Source organism: Halomonas sp. EF61, from assembly GCF_040147045.1.
GTDB lineage: Bacteria > Pseudomonadota > Gammaproteobacteria > Pseudomonadales > Halomonadaceae > Halomonas > Halomonas litopenaei.
Genome location: NZ_JAMSHM010000002.1, coordinates 1235812 through 1261010 on the forward strand (window position 1 = coordinate 1235812; position 25199 = coordinate 1261010).

The following is a 25199-nucleotide window of genomic DNA, read 5'->3' on the forward strand; positions in this document are numbered from 1 at the left end:
CGTCGGGGTCACTGCGCGGCGTCCATGCGTTCGATCCGGGCCGGCAGCGGGCCCTTGGCTTCCAGCGCCGCCGTGCTGCCGTCGATCCTCCCCAGGCGAACCAGGCCCCGCGCGTAGCCGAAGTCGCGATAGAAGATCGCCAGGTTTCCCCAAGGGGCGTAGAGGGTGATATCGCCGACCTCGGGGTCGATGCCCTCGGGCTCACTCTCCGTCGGTAGCGGGCCGGGAAGGTCCGCAACCTTCTCAATGGCGTGAAAGTCCTCGAGGCTCAGTTCCAGCGGCAGCATGTCCGCAAAGGCCCGGGCGGCCGGGGTGTCCTCGAGGGTCGCCGCGAGCGTCTGGCCTTCCAGGACGATCTGTATCTTCATGAGAATCTCCGTTGACGGGGCGCCGTCGGCTAAGGCTTTCGCCACGCAGGCGAGGGTGACGACGGCCATGGCGGCCTTGAGGGCCTGGCGCCGCATGGGATCAGCGCACCGTGTAGCCGCCGTCGACGGCCAGGGCGTGGCCCATCACAAAGGTCGAGCCGGGGCCGCACAGCCACAGCACCGGGTCGGCGATCTCCTCGGCGGTCCCCAGGCGACGGGCCGGGACCTGCTCCATCAGGATATCCATGGCCTCGGTCTCCTGCTCCTTCATGCCGGCGACCATCGGCGTATCGATGATGCCGGGGCAGACGGCGTTGATGCGGATGCCCTGGGCGGCATACTCGAGCGCCGCGGTCTTGGTCAGGCCGTGCACGCCATGCTTGGCGGCATGGTAGGCGCCGCGGCCCGGCACGCCGACGAAGCCGCCGAGCGAGGAGCAGTTGACGATGGCGCCGCTGCACTGCTCGCGCATCTGGCGCAGCTCGTACTTCATGCACAGCCACACGCCGCGCAGGTTGATGCCGTTGACGCGATCGAACTCCTCGCTCTCGAGGTCCGCGGTCTCGGTGGCGATCGACTGCACGCCGGCGTTGTTGAAGGCGGCATCCAGCGCGCCGAAGGCCTCGACCGTCTGCTCGACCATGGCCTTCACCGAGGCCTCATCGGTCACGTCGCAGGTGATGGCCAGGGTCTGGGCGCCGTTGGTGGCCAGCTCGTCGGCGGCGGCCCGAACGGCATCGCCATTCACGTCGGCGAGCGCCACCATCGCGCCGGCCTCGGCGAAGGCCCTGGCCGTGGCCAGCCCCATGCCGGACGCGGCGCCGGTGACCAGTGCGACCTTGCTCGTGAAATCATGACTCATGCGTGCTCTCCCGAAGTAAGTGATGGAGAGGATGGTACGCCGGGCTCGCCAGCACGATTAGCCCGGACAATTTGCAAGCACTCATGATTACGGCTCATCAATCACGAGCGATGGCCACGGCCAGCGCGATCACGGCGCGTCGCCGGCGTACTGCTCGTCGGTGACCGGTTCCATCCAGACGACGTTTTCGCCGTCCTTGAACTGCTGGATCGCCATGTGGGTGACCGCGGTGGTCGCGGTGGCGCCGTGCCAGTGCTTGACCTCCGGCGGGCACCACACCACGTCGCCCGGCTCCATGAGCCGCTTCTCCTCGCCCTCTTCTTGCACCCAACCGGCGCCGTCGGTCACCACCAGCACCTGCCCGGCGGGATGGGTGTGCCAGTTGGAGCGCGCCCCCGGCAGGAAGGTCACCTTGCCGCCGTTGACGACGAACGGCGCCTCGTTGGAAAAGACTGGCTCGATATAGGCGGTGCCGGTGAACTTGTCGTCGGGGCCCATGAAGCCCTCACGGGTGCCATTCTTGATGACCTCCATGCTCTGGGCGACGGCGCCGGTCGACACCAAGGCAGCGGTCAAGGCGATAGCGCTGAATCGGATCATGCGAACTCTCCTCGAGTGGGGTAAGCGGCAAGCCTCGGGGCTGCCGGAATCGGTGGGGGGATAGCCGAGGCGCGGCAAAAGCCCGGTAGGGGCTACGCCGAGGGGGCCTCTCGTTCGATGTCATGGCGCAGCCAGGCCACGCCGCCGGGCAGGGTCTCGCAGGCGCGCAGGTGAAGGCGCTGTCCCGCCGCGGGGCGGCTGCCCGGCGGACCCGTGTGGTCGAAGATGGAGGGCTCGCCGGCGAGGCCATCCAGGGCCGGGCAGACCAGGATGCTCAGCGCATCGATGAGCCCCGCCGCCAGGAAGGCGCCGTTTGTGACCCCGCCGCCTTCGAGCAGCAGGTGCTCGACGCCGAAGGCCTCGCCGAGCGTGGCCAGCGCCGGGGCGAGGTCGTCGCCGTCCGGCCCGGCGAAGAGATAGGTCACGCCGGCCTCGCGCAGCCGGGTGAGCCGTCGCTCCGCGACCCGCTCCGAGAGGATCACCACCACGTGGTCGCCCTCGACGTGATCGGCCTCAAAGCGCAGTCGGCCAGCGGGATCGATCGCCACGCAGAGATCACGGCCGGCGCGCGCCGCCAGGTGCGGGGGGCGCGAGCGCGGCGCCTCGAGCCGTTCCGCCTCGGCGTGCTCGGTGACGAATTCCGCCATGGTCCGGCGCCCGACGATCCAGCCTTCGGCCTTCAGCCGGCTCGCCGCCGCCTCGTAGTGGCGCGCCACGAGCTCATCGATCCGGCCGTCCGCCGGGTCGCCCCAGCGCTGTGGATGCAGACGGCCGTCGAGGGAGGTGATCATGTGGCAGGTGATGCTGGGGCGCATGGCGTCTCTCCCGGGTCAGCCGGCATAGTCCCGGTCGCTGACCTTCTCCTGCCAGGTCACCACCGAGCCGTCGACGGCTTCCTGGATGGCGATGTGCGTCATGGCGACCTCCGGTGCCGCCCCGTGCCAGTGCCTCTCGTTGGCCGCGAACCAAATAACGTCCCCGGGGCGAATCTCCTCGACCAGGCCGCCTTCGCGCTGCACGCGCCCCACCCCCTGGGTCACGATCAGGGTCTGACCGGCGGGATGCGTGTGCCAGGCGGTGCGCGCCCCCGGCTCGAAGGTCACGGCGGCGCCGGAGGCGGTCCCGGGCGCCTCGGCCGAAAACAGCGGATCGATTCGCACGGTGCCGGTGAAGTACGCCTCCGGCCCTGGTTGGGACGCTTGGCTGCCTGCGCGGGTGATCTTCATGGTGAACTCCTCTCGCAATGCGATACCGGCTCCGTGATACCTGCTCTCGCGACGCGCAACCTGCCAGGGGACCGGGGAGGCCGGGGTGGTGGAAAGAGCAGCGGAACAGAGCGGATACCAGAAAAGATGGTGTGCCTATCAAGATAGTGGGCACCCGCTTATCGATAAACGGGGGTGGGCGACTAGAAGTTATGAAATTGGTTCATGAGTCTGCCTCTCCTCCGAGCCGTTCGAAGCGATAGACGAGGGCCGGTCCACCGGGCTGCGCGTAGGCGAGTTCGGCGGTCACCATGGCGAAGGGCTCGACGAAACGAGCCGTGTGCAACGGACCGGCGTCAAGGGGCTCATAGCCGACGTCACGGATCAGCCGGCGGGCCACCGACTTGGCCCCGGCATCGTCGCCGTAATAGAGCAGCTGGGGGCGCAGCGAGACGGCTTCCCGCGCGGCGAAGACCTCAAACAGGGCTTCGCTGGGACAGGTATTGAAGGCCGAGACGAATCGCGCCCGGGGCAGCCGCCGCGCCAGCGCCTCCGCTCCCGAGGTGGTGGTGCCCAGCACCAGGTCCCGGTTGTCGAGATCGAGGGGCACGCAGCAGTTGACGACCACCCGGTCGGCCAGGTCGCCGGCCTGCCCCAGCACATCGTCGATCCTCGACCAGTGCACGGCCAGCAGCACGGCGTCGGCCCCGTCGATGGCCTCGGCGGGCGTGCCCGCTCGTGCCCCCGCGTCCCGAGCGAGGCGTTCCAGCCTCTCCGGGCGGCGCGAGTAGCTGAACGTCACGTCGTGGCCGGCCCAGGCCCAGAGGGTGCCGAGCTTGGCGCCCATCAGGCCGGCGCCGAGTATCCCGATCTTCATGAAGGTCTCCCATCAAGATGCTTCATCAGACGGTAGCACCCTGCTCGCGGCTGATAAGTTGCTACAATCGAAAAACAATTATGAGAGAGGCTCATCAATGCTGAGGGAGAACGTCACCGACCTGATGTCCTTCGTCGTCGTCGCCCGGGTCGGCAGCTTTACCCGCGCCGCGGCGCAGATCGGCGTCTCGCAGTCGGCGTTGAGTCACGCCGTGCGCGGGCTCGAGAGCCGACTCGGCGTTCGCCTGCTGACGCGCACCACGCGCAAGGTAACGCCGACGGCGGAAGGGGAGCGCGTCCTCGAGCGGATCGCGCCCCACTTCTCGCAGATCGAGGAGGAGCTAGAGGCGCTGGTCGAGATGCGCGACCGGCCGGCCGGGACGATCCGCATCACCGCCACCGATCATGCCGCCGACGCCGTGATCTGGCCGAAGCTGGCGCCGGTATTGAAGGCTTACCCCGAGCTCAAGGTGGAGGTCGTCACCGACTACAGCCTCACCGATATCGTGGCCGAGAAGTTCGATGCCGGCGTGCGGCTGGGCGAGCAGGTCTCCGAGGGCATGATCGCCGTGCGGGTCGGCCCGGACTTTCGCATGCTGGTGGTCGGCTCGCCCGCCTACTTCGAGGGGCGGGAGAGGCCGCGGGTCCCCCAGGACCTGACCGACCACGACTGCATCAACCTGCGCCTCTCCACCCATGGCGGCCTCTACGCCTGGGAGTTCGAGAAGGCGGAGCGCGAGCTGAAGGTGCGGGTGGACGGCCAGTTCACCTTCAACACCATCTATCCGGTGGTGCGGGCCGCCCTCGCCGGGTACGGTCTCGGTTACGTGCCGGAGGACCTGGTGCGCCCCCACCTCGATAGCGGCGAGCTGGTGGCGGTACTGGAGGACTGGAGCCCGCCGTTTCCCGGCTACTTCCTCTACTACCCCCATCGCCGGCAGTCGTCCCTGGCCTTCGGGGTCATCGTGGACGCCTTGAAACATCGCTCCTGACGCCGTCATTCATGAACCTCCTTCATAACAGCATCCTGTTCGGCAGGCTTGTTCCCTAGCTCACCCGTTGCCACCGTGAACGGCGGTTCGGCACGTATTGCCTCGAGGACCGAGCCCCCTCATGACCAGGAGACGACGATGAAACTCGCATCCGCTTCATTGCTGACACTCGCCATGTCGACGGCAGCGGCCCTGCCTGCCCTGGCTGACGACCCCGCCCCCTCCTCGGACGTGCCCGGCACCGAGGAGATTGCCGCCGTCTCTCCGGCGCTTGCCGCCTACCAGGAGGACCTGGTGCTGGGTGAGGTCTGGGCTCGCGAGGGACTCTCGCCCCGGGACCGCAGCGTCGCCACCCTGGCGGCCGTGATCGCGCGCAACCACCGCGTCGAGATGCGGGCCCAGGTCGAGCGGGCCCTCGACAACGGCGTCGACCCGGCGGTGATCTCCGAGACCATCACCCATTTGGCCTTCTACACCGGCTGGGGCAATGCCATGTCGGCGGTCGCCATCGTCCAGGACGTCTTCGCCGAGCGCGGGATCGGCGAAGATCAGCTACCCGACGCCGACCCCGAGCTGCTGCCGCTCGACGAGGAGGCCGAGCAGGCCCGCGAGGCGAGCGTCGAGGCCACCTACGGCGGCTCCTCCGACGGCGTGCTCCAGTACACCACCGACGTGCTCTTCCGCGACCTCTGGCTGCGCCCGGCCTTGAGCCCGCGCGACCGCAGCCTGGTCACGGTCAGCGCCCTGATCGCCGCCGGCAAGATCGAGCAGGTCGGCTTCCATCTCAATCGCGCCATGGACAATGGCCTGACCCGCGGCGAGGCCTCGGAGCTGCTGACCCAGCTGGCGTTCTATGCCGGCTGGCCCAACGTATTCTCGACCCTGCCGGTCGCCAAGGAGATCTTCGAGTCACGCGCCGAGTGACGCCCGATCCGCCGGTCGTGCCCCCCGAACCGAAAAAAAGCTCCAGGAGAGAGTGATGCCCACCCTGACGATCAACGGCTAACAGCATGACGTGGACGTACCGGAGCGGATGCCGCTGCTCTGGGCGCTGCGCGACGTGGTCAACCTGCCCGGCACCAAGTTCGGCTGCGGCCAGGGCCTGTGCGGCGCCTGCACGGTGCACCTGGACGGCCAGGCCACGCGTTCCTGCATCACCCCGATCTCCGCCGCCCAGGGGCGCGAGATCACCACCATCGAGGCGCTGGCCGAGGACGCCACCGGCCGGCGGGTCCAGCAGGCCTGGCTGGACCTGGACGTGGCGCAGTGCGGCTACTGCCAGGGTGGTCAGATCATGATCTTGCCCACGAACAGTGGACACCCCGTTAAGGCAGTACACTGAACGAGGTGACCCTATGGCAAGGCAAGCAGCATCGATGAAGAAGACCCGTACCCGTTACACCCAGGCCTACAAGGATGAGGCCCTGGCACTTGCTGATCGTGTTGGTACCAGTGCCGCCGCTCGTGAGCTGGGGCTTCAGCCCAGCCAGTTCTACCAGTGGCGAGCCAAGGCCCAGCAGCAGCAAAGTGCTTCGGCCCGCGAGCAGGCCTTGGCTGAAGAGAACGCGCGCCTCAAGCGTCAGCTGGCTGAGCAGTCGGAAGAGCTTGAAATCGCAAAAAAAGCCGCGGTGTACTTCGCGAAGAGCCTGAAGTGAAGTACGCCTTCATCCAGCAGCATCGTCAGGCATTCAGCGTTCAACGGATGTGCGCGTTTCTCGGCGTTGCCCGCAGCGGCTACTACGCTTGGCGACAACGTGGTGGTGGGCCGTCTCCCCGCCGCTGCCGACAAGCGATCACCGATCAGCGTGTGGCTCAGGCCTTCGAGAAGGGGAAGGGGCGCTCAGGCGCCCCCAGGCTGACCCATGACCTGAACAATGCTGGCGTAGCAATCTGCCGCAATACCGTGGCCGCCAGCCTCCGTCGGCAGAACCTGCGCGCAAAAGCCGCTCGCAAGTTCAAAGCCACCACGAATTCACGGCATGGCCTGCCAGTCGCACCAAACCTGCTGGAGCAGGACTTCACCGCTACGGCACCGAATCAGAAATGGGTCGGCGACATCACCTACCTGGCGACCGGTGAAGGCTGGCTCTACCTGGCCGTGCTGGTCGACCTGTACTCACGCAAGGTGATCGGCTGGGCGATGAGCGAGCGCATGACCGCTGACCTGGTCGGCGATGCACTGAAAATGGCCCTGTGGAGCCGGAAGATGCCCAAGGGCGTGATCGTCAACTCGGATCGTGGGAGCCAGTATTGCTCGACGCTGTACCAGTCGCTGCTGACGCGTCACGACCTCCAGTGCAGCATGAGCGCCAAAGGCAACTGTTACGACAATGCCTGCGCTGAGAGCTTCTTCCACAGTCTCAAGGTCGAAGCCATCCACGGCGAGCGATTCGAGACCCGTGAGGCGATGCGACGACAGGTGTTCGAGTACATTGAATTGGACTACAACCGGCAGCGGCGGCACAGTGCAATCGGGATGATCAGCCCAGAGGCCTTTGAGGCCCGAAAGATCGCTTAGACTGGTGTCCACCAATGCTGGGTAAGATCAGTTGCTGGGCAAGATCAACCCAGCATTAGCGGCGTAGGGTGTGCAGAAACCAGGGGGTCATTACAGCTCTGGCAGGTGTAACTACAAAGATGCCATAAGGGGAGCACAAGCACTGAAAGAAAAAACAATAGAATCAGCAGATTACGCGGCCAGTTCTCAAGCTTGAGGGCACTGATCTGGTAACACACTCAGCATCTAGCAGACGAATTTTGTAGGATAAAAATGATCTGGGTCAATGAAAATATCCCATACCCCCCTAAGATACTTAGATATAGAATCATATTTCAGTATGCACCTAACCTTAACGTGGATTGACCTACTTCGAGGATGAGATAATGAATATCCGTATTGAAAAGAATTTGGTGAGAAGCATGCACAAGGTTTCGGAATTTTTCTACAAGAACCACCTTTCGAAACTGCTTCTCGACATACAGGATGAATCTCCCGAAGCTTACCAGAAGATAATCCAGGATGTAAATTTCTCACTTGAAGATAAATTCGAGAGTGAAGTAGCTAGGCGTATGAATAATGGAAACTACGGGGGGTTGATACCGGCCAATACTCTGATGCCAGCAATGATGAGCCGGTTTGGGGTTTCGAAGAGTGACTTTTCAACCGGAGATTCTCCTGAGTTTGAAACCTTGGAAGAAATATGCAATAACTGTTCGGTAGTAGGTACCTGTTGGAAGTCTATGCGAGCAGGAGCCTCGGCCCCAGAAGCGCGAACTTTCTGCCCCAGTGCAGAAGCTTTTCAAATCAAGGGTAAGACCAGTTTATAATACCATATATGCCAGTTTACGTTCCCAAGTGCAACATCGTACCTGATGGCTCACGTTTTGCACTTGGTCATTGAGACCGCCCATACGGTATACAGACGGAACATTGAATTTCACGATTTCACACTGACCAACTCGTTCCATCGCGTCATGTACCTAGGTGTCATCCTTTCACACCGTAGCCCCCAGGCATTACCTGGCCTATTTACACATAGGAATGATTGGGCCAATCGAAATCCCCCAAAAGTTATCAGTCGGATAGACCGGGCAGTTGCTCTGCCCGGCCCCGACTAAATAGCATCTTATGGCAGCACGCCCTCATGTAACTTTGACATTCTTGCCGAGAACCAGCAAGCGAGAAATATCATTAGCCCGGCGATATCGGAGTAAAACCCAAACGAGAAGAGGCCGGCAGGAATCAGTGCCAAGATACCACCCAAGATCAATGCACCTCGGAATGCAGTACCTCGGCTACCTCTCATGTAACCAACGATACCCGAAGTCACCATATAAATACCGAGGGTTGCCGAAGCCAATGCCCAAAGTACACCTATTGGACTTCCTTCAAGAATCAGTGAAGGCGCAAACAGAAAGAGAAATGGCACCACATATGCTGGCCAAGCGAGGCGCATGGCAGACGCGCTAGTTGACCACGCCTTTGTATTTGCGATATTGGCTGCCGCGAATGCGGCCAGCGCCACTGGCGGCGTTACCATTGATAGCAAGCCGAAATAGAAGACGAAGAGATGGGCTGCTATAATCGGAATGCCGAATTCAACAAGCGCAGGAGCGACTAGTGTGGCGAGCAAGATGTAAACCCCGACTGTAGGCATCCCCATACCGAGAATTACACTTATCAAGGCCGTGATAAAAGCCAAGATTACGACATTTCCACCGCTGGCATTAATGATGTGTAGTGTAAGGTTGAAGGCCAGTCCTGAGAGATTCAGCACGCCAATGATCATACCCGCGGCCGCACAGACAATAACAAGGTTAGCCGCTGCACTTCCGGCTGACGAAACTACAAAAATGATGTCACGTAAGCTGATGCGTTTGCCTCGATAGCCAAAAACCAGGCTCACGACCAGCAATGTCAGGATGGAAAGGACGGCAGCCCTCTCGGGACGCATGTTGAGCGTAAATAACGTATAGAATAGCACTACAAAAGGGAGAAGAAAGTGCCAACCTTGACGTAGAGATTGCCATCCAGATGGAATCTCCGCTCGTTCAATGGAACGAATGCCGTGCTTGGCAGCCTGCAAGTCGACGTTGATGAAGATGGCAAGATAGTAGAGAAAAGCTGAAGGCAATGCCGCAAGCATGACATCGGAGTAGTCGATTCCGATGAGATCCGCCATTATAAAGGCTGCGGCGCCCATTACGGGTGGAACCAATTGCCCACCCGTCGAGGCAACCGCCTCGACGGCACCGGCATAGGTAGACGGAAAACCGGCTCGCTTCATCATAGGGATGGTCACGACTCCGGTTCCCACAACGTTACCGACCGCACTCCCTGATATGGAACCAAAAAGTCCAGATGCGGTGATAGCCACCTTTGCGGGACCACCACGAAAGCGGCCCATACCGGCAAGAGCAACATCATTGAAGAAATCGGCAGCCCCGCAGCGAGCCAAGAGTTTTCCAAACAACATATAGGGAACGACCACAACTACTGCCACTTTGAGGGCGGTACCGAGCATGCCGTTGGCATCAATAGCAAGATACACTAAAAGCTCTGACAGTGATGTCGGACGGCTTTGCAATTCTCCAGGGACGAGATGACCGAACAATCCATAGCCCATAAATAGCAATACTACTGCCATAATCCCCACCCCTGCAGATTTGGGGAGGTTAAGCATCATCGCTGCGAACACAACACCACTCAACACGATGAGCCAGCCAGGCATAAAGGGAGCTTCCATCGAGACGGCAGGGTAGTAGAGAGCAATATACCCACCAACCCCCAAGGTGACGATGGCACAGACGACCATCAAAAAGACGATTAAGCGATTTCTGGCCTGCTCTGCCATTAGAACGAACCCCGACGCTAATGCACAGGTAAGCACCATTGCCAGGATTTGCACATCATAAAGGGAAACTCCCAGAGCTTGGTATACATTGCCGGCGTAACCCACCGGCAATACCACGATCAACACACCGAGACACCATCTCATTAACACGACGGCTGCCTGCCCCCAGTAACGTTTCTCTTCCCCGTTGTTTTCCTGCATGGGTTACTCCATGAGTCCGGACTCGATGTAGTAGGTTTCGGCCCCTTGTTGTAGGGTCAGCCCCGAAAAAGAAGGCACCATTTCCTCAGGGGAAAACTGTGAAAACGTTTTGTAGATATTGCGCACCTTGTCCGGATTTTTATGCATGGCCTCGACAATGGTTTGAACAACATCTTCAGGCACACTTTTTCCTGCGACTAGAGCATAGTCATAGCTCATCATGGGTGTCGGTTTATCAACTCCGACATTGTCTTCCGCCGGCTCGACCATTTTGATGTAGGATGTCGGTACGAATTCTTGCATTGCCGCCTCGGCTTCAGGCGTATCATCGAGTGCTAGCCAGCGGATACCTACGGTAGCATCGGCTTCGCGAGATTTACCGCCTCCCAAAGAAAAGAATGCCGCGTCGACATTGCCTGAAATGAAATCATCGACCCCGTTAGGGACTGAAGGCACCATATGTGCTTGAAGGTCATCGATGGAAAGTCCACCAGCAGCAAGAATCCCATCGACTTGCAGCCGGAGGGTTGGCTGCGCTGTATAACCATAGGTGAGGCTATGCCCCTTAAGGTCAGATACGGATTCATACTCCGAGTCCTTCCGGACCATGAAGCCATAAGCCGAGGAATTTAGTGAGGTTATTACACGCAAGTTCTTCAGAGCGCGACCGTCGAAGGGCGAGACTCCCTGAAATGCAGCCATAACGTCAGGACTAGGGATCAACTGGATATCTAACCGTCCGGTATCGATCAACGGCATCGATTGTCCTGATCCACCGTAGGCCTGGACACGCACGTCCAATTCAGTTACCTCGCTTAGAAACTTCGCTAGTCCAGCATTGACGGCATAATTCTGCGATCCTTGTCGACCGGCCCCGATACCTAGTGTCTGCGCCACTGCGACGTTAGAAATCAGTAGACCTACACAGCATACAAGAAAGCTCATTTTAGAAAACTTCATGACGAAACTCCTCGCCTATCTTGTTGTTTAATGTCATTAGCCACAGACATGTCTTGTCGTGCTGGCCTGTCATATGGCTGTTTTTTGATAGACGCTCATGAGGCAGCACACCACAGCAACGCCTTTCAAACTTCAGACTCGGCACTCGAATGACGTCCAATTTCTCGGCAGCGGCATACCGATCGCCCCATCCATGGACTATGACTGCCCAAGCATCAGTTAAATCTTCTTTTCCTAGACCACTCCTTTATTGCTAACTTTGGATTTTTGAAATATCAAATCTGATGATGCTGAGTTCATTGTAAGAAAAGCCTCAGCAGGACAATCCAGCCACTTTGCCTGTATATTCCGAGCCTCCCTCCTTAAGGCTAATTGTGCTCCTATGTGAAAACTAATATATATTTACGGGCATCCTCATACTCTAAAAGGTATAGATTACGCCATGCGATCTGTTATTTCACAGCTCTCCATTCACAAGCTCGAGGTTTTCTGTGCCGTGGCTGAGCTCAAGAGCGTCTCCCTGGCAGCCGTGCATCTCAATATCGCCCAACCTGTGGTATCGACCCACCTCAAGTCCCTCTCCGACAAGCTTGGCGTGACTTTGACCGCGCGTAGCGGTCGTCGCATCGAGTTGACCGAGGAGGGGCAGCGCGTTTATGGGTGGGCCCTTGACGTCGTGGTGCGTACTCGCGAACTGGAACGAGAGATCGCCGATACGCAACGAGGCGTGTCCGGCAAGGTCAGCGTCGGCGCATCAATGACCCTAGGTTCTTATGTCCTGCCCGGCATCATCGCATCGATCCACCAGAGATATCCTCGTGGCGAAATTTCTGTACGAGTCATGACCTCGTTATCAGTCACCGACGCCGTTCGCCAAGGAGAGTGCGATTTCGCTTTTACGATTCTCGATCCTCGACATGAGATCAATGACCTTGAGATTGAGCACGTCCGCGACGAACGCTTAATCTTGGCCGCCGCAGACCACTTTGCGGTCCAGGCGGCAAGCACCTCGTTGAACGATCTCGCATACATCACAGCTCAATTGGGGACACCTCGACGTGATATCGAAGAATACTTGCTGATGGAGTATGGAGTGTCCCGTCGTCGTATTCTGATGGAATTCGGCCATCCCGAGGCTATCAAGCGAGCGGTCCGCACTGGCGTAGGCGTTGCCTTCCTCTTCCACTCCTCGATTCATGACGAACTGGTATCAGGCAGCCTGCGGCGTATCGATACACCAGGCATGGACCTACGGGTTCCGCTTTATCTAATACGTCGCAAGAACAAGAACCTTAACCGGTTTCAGAGCACGATGATCGAGGAGATTACCCGCTCGCTTCGCGAGCAGAACAGCTAGCGCATTGATTGGACCATGGAGGGTGCATATCCCTTGGCCGCTTCGATTTCCAGTAGCGCCACGCCGCCATCTCTGACCACGCCGATAGCATCGGTCAACGCCGACCGAACCGTCTCGGGCGAACGCAACAAACCGTAACTGGTTACACCGAATCCTTGAGCAATGGCACTGATGTCAATATCGGGCTCATCCATGACGATTCCGACCCGCTTGTTCTCCACCGGGCGCCCTCTGGCCTTAGCGATCGCCTCTTGATGTACCTCGTCGTTATAGAAGGAGCGATTGTTGATGATCACGACCAGCAGAGGCACTTTCTGGTTGACTGCCGTCCACAAGGCCGAGGCACTCATCAGAAAGTCGCCATCGCCTAGTACCGCCAAGGGGAGCAACGGGGACTCGGCATCGCGTAATGCAAGTGCGGCACCTACGGCCATACCCGGCCCCGAGCCAACCCCGCCACCACCGTCATAGCCCAGCGTGCCCAGTGGGTGATCGACCGGCCAGTCCTCGCCGGTCCAGCTGAGCGGCGCACGGATCAAGCAACTGGGTCGATTGCCGATCCCATCGCGCAGCAATGCCGCGATGTCCTGCGGTGTCATCGGCTCTTCCGTCACCCGAGCGGGTTCCGGACACGCGGGCAGGGGATCCGATGGCGGGTTGCCGAGGGCCTCGTGCACGGCCGCGACGACCTGATCCGGTGCGTTGAGAAAGCTAATATCGGCCGGGGCGGGGGCACCACCGTCCTTCACCCACCCTCGGCTACTGTGCTGATCTAGCGTGGCAGAGATGATCTTCGCCGGCACTGGCCCATCGCCGAACACGGCACGTAGCGTGCCACCGAAATCGATCCAATCGAGGTTCACGATCACGTCGGCATCGGCGATCGCAGCTTTTGCCTCGGTATCGGGGAAGTAACCTGCCCGCCCGACATTGGCGCGATGAGAACTGGGGAAGGTGGCGCCGGTCTTGAAATCGGTGACCACGACAGCGCCCAGTCGCTCGACCAGGGCGATGCGTCGCTGCCAGTCCACGTCGCTGCGTGACAGACGCCCCATCAAGAAGACGACGCGGCGGGCCTCGGTCAGCAACTGGAGCGCTTCACTCATAAGGGACGGCGCCGGCGCCCCCGACATCGGCGCACCGCGACGGGCAATGTCGAGGTCGGGTGTGGCTGTCTCCAGCGGCGCTTCCTGGATCGAGGTATCGATATTCACGTAAGTGGGGCCGCACGGCGCGGTGTTCGCCCTGGCCGTGGCCTCGATCAGTGAGTGCAGGGTCGCTGACAGGCCGCCGGGCTGGTCGTCCCATTTCACGAAATCACGAATCAAGGCGCCCTGATCCTGGGAAGTATGAATCCAGTCGATCCAGGAACGCCTGCGACTGGCGTCAACCGGCCCGGTAGCCCCCAGCACCACCATCGGCACGCGATCGCACCAAGCGTTATAGATAGCCATCGTGCCGTGCATGAGGCCAACATTGGCATGCAGCGCGACCCCCATGGCCCGACCGGTGATCTTGGCGTAGCCGTGCGCAATGGCGACAGCCGATTCCTCGTGCACGCACAGCAAAAGCCGTGGATCGTCGTGTGTCATGTTGACCAGGCTATCGTGCAGTCCACGGTAACTGGCACCGGGATTGATGGCAATGTAGTTAAGATCAAGTGCTTGGAGGGTTTCGGCGATAGCATCCGACCCCCAGCAGGTAGCGTTGTCGCTAATTGCGTGATGCATGATTTCCTCTGACTTCTTCATGAAAGCATAATGTTGATTGTCTTGGTTTCGGTGTAGCTGAACAGTTCTTCGCGACCTTCCTCGCGGCCCACCCCGCTGGACTTCATGCCACCGAACGGCACGCCCAGGAAGTGCATGCTCGATCCATTGATCCAGATGTGTCCCGAGCGAACGCGCTGCGCCATCTTGAGAGCCGCATCGATGTCGTGCGTCCAGACGGCGGCGGTCAGGCCGTACTCGGTGGCATTGGCCATGGCGACGGCCTCGTCGAAGTCGCGCCAGCTCGCTATCGCCATTACTGGACCAAACACTTCCTGCTGCCAGAGCCGCATGTCAGGCGTGACTCCTGCGTAGACCGTAGGCGCCACCCAGTACCCCTTTCGGAACAACTCCTCGTCGGGCAGCCCGCCCCCCGTCAGCCGTCGGGCGCCATCGTTGTCGGCGTTGGCACAATGCGACAGGATGCGCTGTCGATGCCCCGCCGAATTGACTGGCCCGACATCCGTCGACTCACTCAATGGGTCACCCAGACGCAACGCGGCGACGCGTTCGACGACCGCATCGAGCACACGGTCATGAATGTCCTCGTGCAACAGCAACCGGCTCAACGAGCCGCAGGATTGCCCCTGCCAGGAGAAATTCATACCGAAGACGGCGGCATCGGCGATCCGCTCGGGATCACAGTCGGGGAATACGATCATGGGGTTCTTACCGCCCAGTTCCAGGCTCACGTGCTTGACCCCGGATTCGGCCGCTGATCGCTGTATGGCACGCCCCGTCTCGGGGGAGCCGATGAAGGCGATACGCTTGACGGTCGGGTGACGAACGAGTGCGTTGCCCACTTCAGGCCCCTCGCCAGTCACGATGTTGAAGACACCGGGCGGTAGGGTATCGCGGGCGATCTCGGCCAGAACAGTGGCGGACAGCGGAGATGTCTCGGGCGGCTTGACGATCACTGCATTGCCGGCAGCGAGCGCCGCGGCAGTGCGGGCTACTGCAAACATCACCGGATGATTGAACGGAGCGATCCGGACGACCACCCCATACGGTTCGTGGACTGTGAAGTGGAGATTCCCAGAGGTTGCCGGAATGCTGTCGCCGCGCAAATCCGGTGCCAGGCCGGCATAATAGCGCAAACTTTCCACAGCGGTTGGAACATCGATTTGCCGCATGGGGCGGATTGTATTGCCGGTGTCACTGACTTCGATACGTAGGATCTCGTCGGCTCGCTCGGCGATGGCATCAGCAAACCGATGCATGGCGTCGGCACGTGCCATCGGCGTCAAGCCTGCCCATGCTGGCCAGGCGCGCTCGGCGGCCCGGACAGCGAGATCGACGTCTTCCGACGTCGCCGCGGGCACCCGACCGATGGGCTCCTCAGTCGCCGGATCGACGGACATAAGCCATTGGCCGCTGACACTCTCGACCAGTTCTCCATCGATCAGCATGCGTTCGGATTCACAGACACGCTGCATACCATTCTCCTCGCTTACCTGATTCACCTAGTAATGGACGAGCTTTAAGATATGATCAAATAGATAAATTGATACCTAAAAATACCCTATTGGCTATCTTTTAGGCTTAAAAGCTTAAGTATCCGCCTTATTCACATGCGTATTTAGGTCCTGTCGGAAAAACTGCGCGCATACAACGGTGAACCGTACCGGTTTTCTCGAAGACCCGTTGGTTTGAGTCAGGCCACCTTCTTGGCCTGACCCTGTTGCTCATAATACAGCGCTTCTCGCTCGGCCGGCGGCATGTTGCCGATCGGCTCCAGGAGCCGTCGATGGTTGAACCAGTCGACCCACTCCAGGGTGGCGAACTCAACGGCCTCCAAGTGCCGCCATGGCCCGCTTCGGCGGATCACCTCCGTCTTGAATAAACCGATTACTGTCTCGGCCAGCGCGTTGTCATATGAGTCGCCGACACTCCCAACAGACGGTGCGATAACGGCGTCCTCCAAGCGCTCTGTGTATCGAATCGAGACATATTGGGCGGATTCAACCGGTCGTCGCAACATCTCGATTTTGGAGGTGTTGGATGGGACGATCACGCGGCTGGGGCGCTGAACAGACGGGGCGAGCACCGATGCGTTCGCCTGGCCGACCGGGCGTCAACCAGCGGGATGCGAAGCGCGCGTTCTGGAAGCGCATTGCAGAGGAACTATCGAGTGAGGACGCAGCGTTGGCGTGTGGTGTATCGCAGCCGGTGGGACCGCGGTGGTTCCTCGAAGCGGGAGGAATGGCACCGGCCAACTTGGCGCCGCACTCAGGGCGTTATTTGTCGTTCGCAGAGCGCGAGGAACTGGCGCTGTTGCGGGCCCAGGGGCATGGGGTTCGCGAGATCGCTCGCTGTCTGGGGCGGTCGCCCTCGACTGTCTCGCGCGAGTTGCGCCGTAATGCTGCCACCGGGGGTGGATGCTGGACTATCGGGCCACGGTCGCGCAGTGGAAAGCGGAGCGGGCCGCCAAACGGCCCAAGGTTGCCAAGCTCGTCAAGAGCGACCGGCTTCAGGCGTACATGCAATCACGCCTCGCCGGAGTGGTGACCGATGCTGAGGGTAGGCACATTCCCGGCCCCAATGTCCCCTGGAGGGGGCGGCGACATGGTCGCCGAGCCGATCGACGATGGGGAACCAGTTGGAGCCCCGAGCAGATCAGCCGGCGATTGCACGTCGACTTTCCGGATGATGAGACGATGAGGATCTCTCACGAGGCGATCTATCAAGCCCTCTACATTCAAGGCAGAGGCGCACTGCGTCGTGAGCTGTCCGCGTGCCTGCGAACTGGCCGGGCGTTGCGAGTGCCTCGTGCGAGGAGTCGGCAACGAGGCAAACACTTTATCTCACCCGAGGTCATGATCAGCCAGCGCCCGGCGGAGGTTGCCGACCGTGCCGTCCCCGGCCACTGGGAGGGCGACCTGATCATCGGACTGAACAGCTCGGCGATCGGCACCCTCGTTGAACGCTCGACCCGGTTCACGTTGCTGCTGCACTTGCCGCCCATGCCTGATCATGGATCCGGTGCCAGAACCAAGAACGGGCCAGCATTGGCCGGTCACGGGGCCGAGGCTGTTCCCGATGCCATTGCCACCAAGATCGCGATGCTGCCCGAACAACTGCGCAGATCGCTGACCTGGGACCAAGGCGCGGAACTGGCTCAACATGCGCAGCTACGGATTGATACTGGCCTGGCGATCTACTTCTGTGACCCCCACAGTCCCTGGCAGCGTGGGACCAACGAGAACACTAATGGTCTGCTGCGCCAATACTTCCCTAAGGGGACCGACATCAGCAGGTATTCCGAGCATGAGCTTGACGCTGTTGCGAATACCCTCAACAGCAGACCCCGAAAAACACTGGACTGGAAAACACCTGCTGAAGCTCTCAAAGAACTATTATCCTTGGCATCATAAGCCAGTGTTGCGACGACCCCTTGAACCTAAGTTGAACGGCCCTATCGCTATGGTGGATCAAGTCGCTGCCAGGTCGCTGAGGCCGCTCATGAAGTGCCTGCTCCAGCGCATCGAGCACCATGTCGGTGCGGGGTGAGCGGGACACTCGCCAGCAGATGATCCGGCGGGCAAAGGCATCGATGACGAAGGCGACATAGACGACCCCCTGCCAGGTGGCGACATAGGTAAAGTCCGACACCCACAGCGCATTCGGCTGAGCCGGCTGAAACTGCCGGCGCACCAGATCCGCCAGAGGCCTTGTTGGGATCTGGCACGGTCGTACGGACCGGTTTGCCTCTCACCACGCCTCGCAGCCCCATCCGACGCATCAGGCGCTCGACGGTAAGCGCCCGGGCATCACCCTCTTTCAGTGATCAGTCTGCCGGCTTCCAGTGCTGCGGCAAGAGTTCGTGGATCTGGCTGGCCTTCTGGGTCGGCAGCCGAGCCAGCACGTCTTTCAGGTAGGCATGCGGTTCATGGCCATTCAGCTTGGCAGTCTGGATCAGGCTCATGATGGTGGCGGCGCGCTGGCCGCTGCGCAGTGAGCCGGCAAATAGCCAGTTCGAACGGCCCAGCGCCCAGGGGCGGATCAGGTTCTCCACCCGGTTGTTGTCGATCGGCAGTCTGCCGTCATCGAGATAGCGCGTCAGCGCCGTCCAGCGTTTTAGGCTGTAATCCAGTGCCTTGGCCGTCGCCGAGCCGTTCGGCACCTTCTCGCGATGAGCCAGCATCCAGCGATGTAAGGCGTCGGCAATGGGCCTCGCTCGGGTGTCGCGTCGCCGCTGGCGTTCTTCACCACTCAGCGACTGGGCCTCGCGCTCCACCTGGTAGAGCTGGCCGATGAGCTCGATGGCCTGCTCGGCAATCTGGCTCTTGCCGGCCACATGCAGGTCGACGAACTTGCGTCGCGCATGAGCCATGCAGCCGATTTCGGTCACGCCGTTGGCAAAGCTCTGTTTGTAGCCGCCGTAGTCGTCGCAGATCAGCTTGCCTTTCCACTCATCGAGGAAGTCCCGGGCATGCTGGCCGCCGCGCCCGGGCGCGAAGTCGTAGATCACCGCCTTCAGCGCGGCGTAGGGCGTAGTGGCATAGGCCCAAAGGTAGGCCTTATGGGTCTTTTTCTTGCCCGGAGCCAGCATCGGTACCGGCGTTTCATCGGCATGCAGTATCGGTTCGGTGAGCAGGGTCTCGCGCAGGGCATCAACGAGTGGCTGCAGCCGCACCCCGCAGATGCCGATCCATTCCGCCAGAGTGGAGCGGGGTATCTCCACGCCGGCGCGGGCAAATATCTGTGATTGGCGGTAGAGCGGCTGATGGTCGGCGTACTTGGCGATCATCACCTGAGCCAGTAACCCCGAGGTGGGGATGCCCTTGTCGATCACATGGACCGGCATCGGTGCCTGAATCAGTGTCTCGCACGCATCGCAGACCCACTTGCCGCGGATATGCCGCTCGACGGTAAACACGCCCGGCGTGTAGTCGAGCTTCTCGCTGATTTCCTCGCCAATGCGGCGCCGCTGGCAGCCGCACGTGCAGTGCTCGCTGTCGGGCTCGTGTCGGATCTCGACACGCGGCAGGTCGTCGGGCAGGGGCTGGCGTTTGGGCTTTTGCTTGGTGGCGGGCACCGTCGCCGGGGTAGCGAGTGCTTCCAGCTCGGCCTCGATGGCGGCGATGTCGGCATCCACCACCTCGTCCAGGAGGCTGATCTGCAGGACGTTGAGCTGTTCGCTGCGCTTGCCGAAGGCGTGGCGCTTGAGCAGCGCCAGCTCAAAGGTCAGCTTCTGGTTGACCTGCTCGGTGTGGCGTAGCGTTTCCTGGCTTTGTGCCAGCGCCCGATCCTTTTCCTCCACCTGCGACATCAGCGTTGCCGCCAGGTGGCGGAGCTGATCGGGTGAGAGCTGGGACAGGTCGGGTGGCATGTTCATCCGGCGATTATGCCAGTCCACCGGCAGCAAGGGGATGCGCGGATCATCGAATGGCCAGGGTTCGCCTTCTGTGCCGACGAGGCTTACACCACCGAAATGGCCCCCGCCGGGCCGATGCGCTGCCAGGGCAGGCCCTGGACCAGTGCCGCCACTTGCTCCGACGACAGTTCCACCCGGTCGCCGTGCCAGTTACCGGCCCAGTGGAACTTGCCTTGATTGAGACGGCGCGCGCACAGCCAGACCCCCAGGCCATCGTGGATCAGCACCTTCATGCGGTTGCCGCGCCGGTTGGCGAACAGATAGGCACAGTGTGGGCGGGCGGTGCCGAACACCTTCACCACCCGGGCCAGCGCCGTGTCGGGGCCGGCGCGCATGTCCAACGGCTCGGTGGCCAGCCAGATCTCGTCGATACGGATCACGACAGCAGGTCCCGAAGCAGCGCCCGACAGCCCTGAGCATCGGACACTGGCCATTCGATGGTCACCGTGCCTTGGGGACTCGGCAGTGAAAGGCGAATACGCTCGGCTTCCCGATGCTGGCCCGCCGCTGGTGTGGCGGTTCTGGCCATCGGAACCGGGACAAATGCCGGGGTATCCTTCACCGGCGCCGACCGCCGAGCCTCACGGATCCACTTATGGACCAGATTGGCGTTCAGGGCATGCTCCAACGCGATGCCGGCCACTGAGGCACCGGGTTGTTGGCACGCTTCGACGATCCTGGCCTTGAACTCGGCTGTAAAGCGGCGGCGCTTTCGAGGCGCCTCCAGTACGCTTAACTCACTCATCGTAGGTGTCCACTAAGCAATAGGTGGACACCTACCGTCATCGAAGTCGGAGCTCAACGGAAGGTGTGTTCACCGGCCGGATACGCTCGACGGTGCAACGAGCCGTGGGGATCGCTTCTCAATGCAATTGGCGCCAGACCTTGCGGATGCCATAGACACAGAAGTTCTCGTCCCAGACGCGCTGGATCTCGGCGCTCAACCAGCGATCACGCTGGATGCGGGGTGGCGCGCGATCAGGCTGGGCGTCACGGGCTTTGTGCTCGTAGTAGGTCGACGGGGCGATCGGCAGGACACGGCAGATCGGCTCGACCCCGTACGACTCCCGGTGATCATCGATGAACTCGATCATTACTTGCCGCGGCGGTCGAGCTCCGCCTGGGCAAAATACGCAGAGGCCTTGCGCAGGATCTCGTTGGCCTGCTTCAACTCGCGGTTCTCACGCTCCAACACCTTGATCCACTCGCGTTCAGTAGTGGTCGCGCCTTCCCGACGTCCTGTATCACGTTCAGCCTGACGGACCCAGCTACGCAGCGTCTCCGGTGTACAGCCGATCTTGGGAACAATGGCACCGATGGCGGCCCACTGAGAGGGGTAATCGGCTTCATGGTCGAAGACCATGCGGACGGCCCGTTGACGGACCTCAGGGGCATATCGCTTGGAAGTGTTCATGGCTCCATCCTCTCAAGGTTTGGAGCCTCCGGGAATCCCGGTACGGTTCACCTGGATCAGCGACATGGCAGCCTGCTCGAACAACATGGTGAAGTCGCTGCTGGGCCGTGCCCAAGGCACCTCGATACCCTTGACGCCATGCGCGGGACGCGCGCATGCAGGTAGCAGTGATGCTGGAAGAAGTTCAGATGCCGCCAGGTCTTGTCGTCGAAGTCATGGGCCGGGCAGGCCTTGCCGCACTCCGGGCAGGGGCAGAGGCTGCCCCGCTCGGCCTCGACATAGAGGTCCAGGCGGAGGGCTGACACGGAGGTATCCAGATGCCGGGCCTTGAGAACCCAGGGCGCATCAAGCCCCAGGCCGAGAGTCAGAATCTGGGGACCGTCTATGTAGAACCTCCTTTACATGTGGAGGTCATATCCTGGCACAGCTCAGGGGATCGAATTCCACACCCAGCGACGAAGAGCCTAAAGAAAGGGCTGCGGGCGGGTTAGGACGACTCAGCTAGACTTATAATCGGTGATCGTCCATCTCACCAGCCGGTTCACTAGTGGCCTGACTGCCAGCACCCCGACAAACGCCACCGGCATGGCGCGGACATAGGCCCTGGCCACTGTCGTCAGGTACTCAGGCCCCATGCCCTCCGTCACCGCCGTGATCACCAGACACATTATCAGTGCCATCAAGGCGGACATATAGAAGGCAAAAACCAGGGGGGCATAACGTGGTGGCAATCCCCGCCGGGTTTTGGATGGAGGCGAGTCCTGCGACGAAGTATGCTGGCACATATAACGATTCCTTCTCTAGAACTGGAGAACCTACTTACCCTTGTTTCCTACCACAACACTACCTTTGATTTGAGGACACCACCCTGGATTGCCAGCCATAGCGGCCAAGGATGTCGTCGCTAACCGGTCTTGGAGCGTAGCTCTTCCCTCCGCTGTCAGGCGACATCGAAAACAGCCCCCCAGGCGACACGGAGAATTGTCCACCTCCGTGATCTCACCAGGAGTGTGCACTCATGCAGCAACTTGGATACAAGGTTCTCCACACTCAGTTGCGTGTGGAAGCGATGCAGAGCCCAGAGGGTGTCGCGGCCATGCTGCGCCTGAAGACCAGGAATAGACTACGAGCCCTGGGGCAATCCACAGCCACTGCAAGCTAAAGGCACTGGGATCCGGTTCCAGGAAGGTTATGAAGCCTTTCCAAAACAGGAGACCTGGCGGTAGCTTCCATGCCACGCGGCGTCCGGAAGCTGACATTTTGGCAAATATCAGCTTATCTGGAACTACCGTTGTTTCTCTATCATGGCTGTCCCACAGAACTACCACTTTCACGACGACCTGCCAAAAGCCAAAAAAGACCCCATTTCAGGAATTTGCACTACCCCAAGCACACGACCGCTTGGGGGCAACGCGCCCAGCGACATGTGAATGATTCGATTCCCACGCTGCGCCGGATGCTACATTGAGATATCAAGAAAACCTTATACAAAGCTTATCGATGCATGACCGCCCTTCTGGAGCCGATTCACCGTCACGCGACTAAAGTCGCAGTCTCGTGCCTTGCATTCCCTTTGAGAAAATACTTAGATATAAAAGCATATTCGCACCACCACCACAACAACAGGGAGATCCCCGTGACGACCACTGACGAAGCAATGCCCATGACCGACCTCGAGGTCTCCGCGCTGGATGCCATCGCCGACGGAATCTACCGTCTCGAATTCACTCACCCGGAGGGCGACGAACTCCCTGAGTTCACGCCCGGCGCCCACCTCCACGTGGAGGTGCCGAATGGCCAGGTACGGCGCTACTCCCTGTGCAACGACCCCGAAGAACGCGATCGCTACGTGATCGCGGTCAAACGTGAGGAGGCGGGCACCGGGGGCTCGAAGAGCCTGGTGGATGACACCCGCGTGGGGGATCGCCTGCAGGTGTCGGCCCCCGTCAACGACTTCGAGCTGAAAGGCAACCCGGCACGCTACGTGTTCATCGCCGGCGGTATCGGCATCACCCCGATCCTGTCGATGATCCACCACCTGCGCACCACCGGCGGCAAGCCGTTCAAGCTCTACTATCTGACCCGAGAGCCGGAGCAGACCGCCTTCCTCGAGGAGCTCAGCGGTCCCGAATTCCGCGGCAAGGTTGTGATCCACCATGACCACGGCGACCCGGACGACTCCTTCGATCTCTGGCCGGTGCTGGAACAATCCAAGGGCGCTCACATCTACTGCTGTGGCCCGCGAGGCCTGATGGAGGCGGTGCGTGACATGACCGGCCACTGGTCATCCTCCAGCGTCCACTTCGAAGACTTCGGCGCCCAGAAGCATGCCTCGGCAGAAAACGACACGCCGTTCACCGTGCGTCTACACAAGACCGGCGAAGCGATCCCGGTACCGGCTGGCGTGTCGATCCTCGAGGCATTACGGGTCAACGGCCACCATGTGCCCTACTCCTGCGAAAGCGGCACCTGCGGCTCCTGTCGTTCGACGCTGATCGAGGGCAAAGCGGACCATCGCGATCTCGTGCTGTCCGAGGCCGAGCGAGTCGACCACATCATGGTCTGCGTCTCGCGTGCCTGTTCGAAGGAACTGGTGATCGACCTGCCGGAGTGAGCCGGCCCTGCTCCCGGAGGACGCACCATGTCAGAATCCCCCTTGAGACTCGGCATCGCGGGGCTGGGCCGCGGCTTCATGCTGTTGCTGCCCACCCTCGCGGCCCATCCCGGCATACGTTTAGTGGCGGCAGCCGACCCGCGCGAAGAAGCGCGTCAGCAATTCACCGCCGATTTCTCCGCTAATGCCTATGCCGAGGTGGCCGAGCTATGTGCCGATCCCGAGGTGGAGGCGGTGTATATCGCCACACCCCACCAGTATCACCGTGAGCACGTTGAACTGGCCGCACGACACGGCAAACATGTGCTGGTCGAAAAGCCCATGGCACTTTCCCTCGCGGACTGCCAGGCGATGATCGATGCCATGTCCCATGCCGGACGCTGGCTGATCGTCGGCCACAGCCATAGCTTCGATGTGCCCTATCTGCACACCCGGAAACTGATCGACAGCCAGGCGTTCGGCGGGGTGCGCATGATCAGTGCCCTGAACTTCACCGACTTCCTCTATCGCCCGCGTCGCCCCGAGGAGCTGGACACGGCGCAAGGCGGCGGCGTGGTGTTCAGCCAGGCCGCCCACCAGGTCGATATCGTGCGCCTACTCGGCGGTGGTCGCGTCGCGAGCGTGCGCGCCGCCACCGGTCGTTGGGACGCGGCCCGCCCCACCGAAGGGGCCTATAGTGCCTTGCTGACCTTCGACGATGGCGTCTTCGCCAACATGACCTATAGCGGATACGCCCATTTCGATAGCGACGAACTCTGTGGTTGGACGGGAGAGCTGGGACAGCCCCGCGATCCGCGACGCTACGGCCAGGCCCGCGCCGCCCTGGCAGGGCTTCGCGGTGCCGAAGAGGAAGCTCGGCTCAAAAACGCCCGCACCTACGGTGCCGGCCTGTCGTTGTCCACCAGCAGCCTGGCAGGCATCTCCCATAATCACTTCGGCTTCGTGGTGGTGTCCTGTGACGGTGCCGACCTGCGTCCCACGCCTCAGGGCGTGGAGGTCTATGCCAACGATCGACATTACCTTGAGCCCCTCCCCGCGCCGACGATACCGCGACGAGAGGTCCTCGACGAACTGATCGTTGCCGTCCGTCACGACCGCCCACCTATTCACTCCGGTGCCTGGGGCATGGCCACCATGGAAGTGTGTCTGGCCATGCTCGACTCCGCCACCACGGAGAAGGATGTTGCGCTGTCCCATCAGGTAAGTCTGCCCTAGATCGGTCGGTTATAATTGGATCTTCGTTCAGGGCG

24 protein-coding genes, 4 pseudogenes and 1 other annotated feature are annotated in these 25199 nt (G+C 61.0%); of the genes and pseudogenes, 9 read left to right on the forward strand and 19 right to left on the reverse strand.

What is annotated here, in order from left to right; all coding sequences use genetic code 11:
* Positions 1 to 8 precede the first annotated feature (8 nt).
* The 6 genes from NFI08_RS14345 to NFI08_RS14370 form a co-directional block, all read right to left on the reverse strand.
* Complete coding sequence (locus NFI08_RS14345; RefSeq protein WP_124802891.1) at positions 9 to 368, reverse strand: cyclophilin-like fold protein; 360 nt, start codon at positions 366 to 368, stop codon at positions 9 to 11.
* A 100-nt stretch (positions 369 to 468) separates the two neighbouring features.
* Positions 469 to 1230 carry an SDR family NAD(P)-dependent oxidoreductase gene (locus tag NFI08_RS14350; RefSeq protein ID WP_124802893.1) on the reverse strand — a complete coding sequence of 254 codons (762 nt, stop codon included), beginning with the start codon at positions 1228 to 1230 and terminating at the stop codon, positions 469 to 471.
* 129 nt (positions 1231 to 1359) lie between these two features.
* A complete protein-coding gene (locus NFI08_RS14355) occupies positions 1360 to 1830 on the reverse strand; it encodes a (R)-mandelonitrile lyase (protein WP_185696371.1) in 471 nt (156 codons plus the stop codon).
* A gap of 92 nt (positions 1831 to 1922) precedes the next feature.
* The gene (locus NFI08_RS14360) at positions 1923 to 2645 is read right to left on the reverse strand and encodes a RibD family protein (RefSeq protein ID WP_349590163.1); all 723 of its coding nucleotides are present in this window, start codon (positions 2643 to 2645) and stop codon (positions 1923 to 1925) included.
* 15 nt (positions 2646 to 2660) lie between these two features.
* Positions 2661 to 3056 carry a (R)-mandelonitrile lyase gene (locus NFI08_RS14365; RefSeq protein WP_124802897.1) on the reverse strand — a complete coding sequence of 132 codons (396 nt, stop codon included), beginning with the start codon at positions 3054 to 3056 and terminating at the stop codon, positions 2661 to 2663.
* 202 nt (positions 3057 to 3258) lie between these two features.
* Positions 3259 to 3912, reverse strand: coding sequence for an NADPH-dependent F420 reductase (locus tag NFI08_RS14370; protein WP_124802899.1), 654 nt, complete (start codon positions 3910 to 3912; stop codon positions 3259 to 3261).
* A gap of 97 nt (positions 3913 to 4009) precedes the next feature.
* On the opposite strand from NFI08_RS14370, the gene NFI08_RS14375 reads away from it, so the two are divergent.
* From NFI08_RS14375 to NFI08_RS14395, 5 genes are all read left to right on the forward strand, one after another.
* Positions 4010 to 4903 carry a LysR family transcriptional regulator gene (locus tag NFI08_RS14375; protein WP_124802901.1) on the forward strand — a complete coding sequence of 298 codons (894 nt, stop codon included), beginning with the start codon at positions 4010 to 4012 and terminating at the stop codon, positions 4901 to 4903.
* Positions 4904 to 5041: 138 nt separating this feature from the next.
* A complete protein-coding gene (locus NFI08_RS14380; protein ID WP_124802903.1) occupies positions 5042 to 5827 on the forward strand; it encodes a carboxymuconolactone decarboxylase family protein in 786 nt (261 codons plus the stop codon).
* A gap of 91 nt (positions 5828 to 5918) precedes the next feature.
* Positions 5919 to 6245 carry a (2Fe-2S)-binding protein gene (locus NFI08_RS14385; RefSeq protein WP_260425280.1) on the forward strand — a complete coding sequence of 109 codons (327 nt, stop codon included), beginning with the start codon at positions 5919 to 5921 and terminating at the stop codon, positions 6243 to 6245.
* Positions 6246 to 6258: 13 nt separating this feature from the next.
* Positions 6259 to 7421, forward strand: a protein-coding gene (locus NFI08_RS14390) for an IS3 family transposase (protein WP_124802905.1) whose coding sequence is annotated in 2 segments (ribosomal slippage) — positions 6259 to 6517 and positions 6517 to 7421 — 1164 coding nt in all. Because the reading frame shifts where the segments join, the coding sequence is not laid out codon by codon here.
* 365 nt (positions 7422 to 7786) lie between these two features.
* Entirely contained in the window at positions 7787 to 8230 is a 444-nt protein-coding gene (locus NFI08_RS14395; protein ID WP_124802907.1) for a hypothetical protein, read from the forward strand.
* 110 nt (positions 8231 to 8340) lie between these two features.
* Here NFI08_RS14395 and NFI08_RS22885 read toward each other — a convergent pair whose 3' ends face one another.
* From NFI08_RS22885 to NFI08_RS14405, 3 genes are all read right to left on the reverse strand, one after another.
* Positions 8341 to 8457: a DUF4113 domain-containing protein gene (locus NFI08_RS22885; protein WP_185696372.1), complete on the reverse strand. Its 117-nt coding sequence runs from the start codon at positions 8455 to 8457 to the stop codon at positions 8341 to 8343.
* 72 nt (positions 8458 to 8529) lie between these two features.
* A complete protein-coding gene (locus NFI08_RS14400; protein WP_306169235.1) occupies positions 8530 to 10458 on the reverse strand; it encodes a TRAP transporter permease in 1929 nt (642 codons plus the stop codon).
* A gap of 3 nt (positions 10459 to 10461) precedes the next feature.
* Positions 10462 to 11418 carry a TAXI family TRAP transporter solute-binding subunit gene (locus NFI08_RS14405; RefSeq protein WP_124805326.1) on the reverse strand — a complete coding sequence of 319 codons (957 nt, stop codon included), beginning with the start codon at positions 11416 to 11418 and terminating at the stop codon, positions 10462 to 10464.
* 442 nt (positions 11419 to 11860) lie between these two features.
* Here NFI08_RS14405 and NFI08_RS14410 point away from each other — a divergent pair, with 442 nt between their 5' ends.
* Positions 11861 to 12775: a LysR family transcriptional regulator gene (locus NFI08_RS14410; protein WP_124805325.1), complete on the forward strand. Its 915-nt coding sequence runs from the start codon at positions 11861 to 11863 to the stop codon at positions 12773 to 12775.
* Here the strand turns inward: NFI08_RS14410 and NFI08_RS14415 are convergent.
* From NFI08_RS14415 to NFI08_RS14425, 3 genes and pseudogenes are all read right to left on the reverse strand, one after another.
* A complete protein-coding gene (locus tag NFI08_RS14415; RefSeq protein WP_185696496.1) occupies positions 12772 to 14505 on the reverse strand; it encodes a thiamine pyrophosphate-binding protein in 1734 nt (577 codons plus the stop codon). The genes NFI08_RS14410 and NFI08_RS14415 overlap by 4 nt on opposite strands.
* A 17-nt stretch (positions 14506 to 14522) precedes the next feature.
* Positions 14523 to 15980 carry an aldehyde dehydrogenase family protein gene (locus NFI08_RS14420; protein ID WP_124805323.1) on the reverse strand — a complete coding sequence of 486 codons (1458 nt, stop codon included), beginning with the start codon at positions 15978 to 15980 and terminating at the stop codon, positions 14523 to 14525.
* Between the two features lie 218 nt (positions 15981 to 16198).
* Positions 16199 to 16501: pseudogene (locus NFI08_RS14425) on the reverse strand (integrase core domain-containing protein); the annotation flags it as partial.
* Positions 16502 to 16545: 44 nt separating this feature from the next.
* Between NFI08_RS14425 and NFI08_RS14430 the strand changes: the two are divergent.
* Positions 16546 to 17918: pseudogene (locus NFI08_RS14430) on the forward strand (IS30 family transposase).
* Between the two features lie 31 nt (positions 17919 to 17949).
* Here NFI08_RS14430 and NFI08_RS14435 read toward each other — a convergent pair.
* The 7 genes and pseudogenes from NFI08_RS14435 to NFI08_RS14460 all read right to left on the reverse strand — a co-directional run.
* Positions 17950 to 18301, reverse strand: a pseudogene (locus NFI08_RS14435) (DDE-type integrase/transposase/recombinase); the annotation flags it as partial.
* Between the two features lie 30 nt (positions 18302 to 18331).
* Positions 18332 to 19882: an IS66 family transposase gene (tnpC, locus tag NFI08_RS14440; RefSeq protein WP_124805330.1), complete on the reverse strand. Its 1551-nt coding sequence runs from the start codon at positions 19880 to 19882 to the stop codon at positions 18332 to 18334.
* A gap of 83 nt (positions 19883 to 19965) precedes the next feature.
* Complete coding sequence (tnpB, locus tag NFI08_RS14445) at positions 19966 to 20301, reverse strand: IS66 family insertion sequence element accessory protein TnpB (RefSeq protein ID WP_185696498.1); 336 nt, start codon at positions 20299 to 20301, stop codon at positions 19966 to 19968.
* A complete protein-coding gene (gene tnpA / locus NFI08_RS14450) occupies positions 20298 to 20666 on the reverse strand; it encodes an IS66-like element accessory protein TnpA (RefSeq protein WP_124805332.1) in 369 nt (122 codons plus the stop codon). The genes tnpB and tnpA overlap by 4 nt, the downstream gene beginning before the upstream one ends.
* Before the next feature lie 121 nt (positions 20667 to 20787).
* Positions 20788 to 21335: pseudogene (locus tag NFI08_RS14455) on the reverse strand (transposase); the annotation flags it as partial.
* Positions 20941 to 21057, reverse strand: a sequence feature (AL1L pseudoknot). (Overlaps the previous pseudogene by 117 nt.)
* 56 nt (positions 21336 to 21391) lie before the next feature.
* On the reverse strand, positions 21392 to 21640 hold the full coding sequence (locus NFI08_RS22890; protein WP_185696494.1) for a transposase family protein: 249 nt from the start codon (positions 21638 to 21640) through the stop codon (positions 21392 to 21394).
* A gap of 192 nt (positions 21641 to 21832) precedes the next feature.
* Positions 21833 to 22120 carry a DUF2798 domain-containing protein gene (locus NFI08_RS14460; protein WP_124805296.1) on the reverse strand — a complete coding sequence of 96 codons (288 nt, stop codon included), beginning with the start codon at positions 22118 to 22120 and terminating at the stop codon, positions 21833 to 21835.
* An 851-nt stretch (positions 22121 to 22971) separates the two neighbouring features.
* Between NFI08_RS14460 and NFI08_RS14465 the strand changes: the two genes are divergently transcribed.
* Together NFI08_RS14465 and NFI08_RS14470 are read left to right on the forward strand one after the other, a co-directional pair.
* Complete coding sequence (locus NFI08_RS14465; protein WP_221621223.1) at positions 22972 to 23949, forward strand: PDR/VanB family oxidoreductase; 978 nt, start codon at positions 22972 to 22974, stop codon at positions 23947 to 23949.
* A gap of 27 nt (positions 23950 to 23976) precedes the next feature.
* Positions 23977 to 25164, forward strand: a complete 1188-nt coding sequence (locus NFI08_RS14470) for a Gfo/Idh/MocA family protein (protein WP_124805297.1) — start codon at positions 23977 to 23979, stop codon at positions 25162 to 25164.
* Positions 25165 to 25199 lie beyond the last annotated feature (35 nt).